Source organism: Saccharothrix deserti, assembly GCF_009769385.1.
In the GTDB taxonomy this organism is placed as follows: domain Bacteria; phylum Actinomycetota; class Actinomycetes; order Mycobacteriales; family Pseudonocardiaceae; genus Actinosynnema; species Actinosynnema deserti.
On record NZ_VKAB01000131.1, the window covers coordinates 1 to 2,334 of the forward strand.

General features: G+C 66.4%; 1 protein-coding gene. It reads left to right on the forward strand.

The window, feature by feature from the left end; genetic code table 11:
• Window positions 1-1,160 precede the first annotated feature (1,160 nt).
• Window positions 1,161-2,048: an aminoglycoside phosphotransferase family protein gene (locus FM051_RS49785; protein ID WP_238413269.1), complete on the forward strand. Its 888-nt coding sequence runs from the start codon at window positions 1,161-1,163 to the stop codon at window positions 2,046-2,048.
• The last annotated feature ends 286 nt before the right edge of the window (window positions 2,049-2,334 follow it).

The window sequence follows — 2,334 nt, forward strand, 5'->3', positions numbered from 1 at the left end:
ACCAGAAAGGTGCTCCTGAACTGGTACGGACATGACCCTCAGCAAGTCATATCCTTGCAGCTCAGAGCACCTTTCTCCGTGATCGACACCCGTCACGCCGAATTCGCACGAAAGCGGCGGGCTAGCAAGCACCACCCCTGCCAGCACATCAGGGTGTCCACTCTCCAGCAGACGTTCGCAACGGAGGGCTTCTGATCGAGCCAGTGGCTCACGGTGCCGCCGATATTGACCAACACCACCTTCCGCCGCAACTCCCCGGCATCGCGACCGGCCTCCACCAGCCACGGGCGCACTCCTCCGCTCCGCACACCGCGACTGATCCCGGCGTGGTGGACCGCTTTCGGTGCGAGAACGACGAACTGCGGCGCGACAACCACGAACTGACCCGACACCTCGACCTCGCCGTGGCCAACATTCAGCGGCTCATCCTGGAAACCACCAACTGCGACAAGATCTCGAAGTCGCCGCGAAAGTCACCAGGATCGACCGACGAACCACCCCGCGATGATCCACAAGGTGTGTTCGCCGTGCTGAGATCGTCACAGAGGGCAGCGGAGGATCCGGCCGCAACGTCTTGGCCAGCGGCTTCGGCCGGGCGTTGGCGACGTTCCTGGTGGCAGCTCGCCCAGCACCAACTGCACCACCGTGGCGAACACCACCGCCACCGCTACGGCAGCCAAATGCACCGCGGCAACCGCGCCTCTGCCGCCCCGCCGATGTCGACCGCTCCGCCTCGCACCACGCCTCGGGGTCCGGGGAGTTCCGCTGGAGGAGATCGCCACCGCGCCGAAGAGGTGGCACGCCGACGTCGGCGTGATCGTGGACCGCATCCTCGCCCCCGCGCGTTCGGGATCTCCCATCGCCAGCACGTTAGGCAGGTCGGCGTGCCGCAAGGGGAGCCCGCCAGGGGCAGTCGTCGTGATCAACCAGTCGACGCCGAGTGGCGGGTGGTGGTGCGCAGGTTCGAACCCCCGGCAGGAGACGGCTCTGCACCAGCGGAACCCCTCACGCATGGCCTGAGCTGTGGTTTTCTTGTGTCGTTGGGGGTTCATCTGAAACTTCATGTGGGCAGGCACCTCGGCTCGAACCTGCGCGCTCGCGCGGCGGCGAACCAACATCCGGTCATGCCGATGTGAGTGTGTCGGCTGTTGAGGCAAGCTGTGGCGGTGAACATGGGAGACGTCGGCGCACGGTTGGCGCTTCGATTTGGGCCTGAGGTCGATGGTTGGCTCGCTGAGGTGCCGATCGTCGCAGCGCGGCTGGCTTCCCGGTGGGGCCTCGTGCTCGGTGAACCGATCGAGGGTGGAGCCTCGTCCGTCGTCCTGCGCTGTCGATGGCCTGACGGGACGCCGACGGTTCTGAAGCTGAGTCCGGATCGGGCACTGTTGGTCGAGCAGACGAAGATGCTGAGCGTGTTCGCGTCATCGGGTCGGGTGCCGGCCGTGTTGGCCACCGACGCGGAGGCCGGCGCGATGGTGCTCGAGGAGGTCTTGCCCGGCATCGCGGCCGAGGACATGCCGCGGACGTCGTTGCCGCAGCGGTGGGGCGAGATGCTTGCCGCGCTGCACGCCGTGCCTCCTCCCGCGGGATGGCCGTGGGATCTGCGCGGTCGATTCGAGGAGTCCTTCGCCCGGATCTCTCGGAGGCTGTCCGAGCCGGCTATCGGCGCACGGATCGACCAGGCCACATGGCAACGGGCGATACAGCGCTGTGAGACGTTGCTGGACACTCAGACCACGCTCGTGTTGTTGCACGGTGACCTGCACCTCGGCAACGCCCTGGACGGCGGCCCGTCGCGCGGTCTGATCGCGATCGACCCGAAGGCGTGCACAGGCGATCCGTGCTTCGACGCCGTCGACTACGTGGTGGCCGGCGCCGGACACGAAGGTGTCGCCACCCGTTGCCAACGGGTGGCGACCGCGTGCGGGCTCGATGGGGACAGGCTGTATGCCTGGAGCCGGGTGATCGCACCAATGGCAGTCATCGCGCACCTCACCTATGACGGACCGGAGCCGGTGATCGACGAACTGCTCACCCTGACTCGCTGATCCCACTCCAACATCCGCTCATACCGCTGACCGCGTTGCTTACCGACCTTTTCGGTTCGGGGTGACGATGGCCCTTGATGGCGGGTGTATGCCGGTGACATGCGATATTCCGATGGTGGCGGTCTGACCGCGAAGCAGCGGGCACAGCGGGAGCGGGTGCGGCCCTCTTGGTCAGACTGCGGTGAGACACCTCGTGTGAGGGGTGGGTTCACGCTTGGGGGTGGGATCGGAGATCCTGATGAACGTGTCCACAGCACCTGACAGGCAACCTCGTCGCGCGACCGGC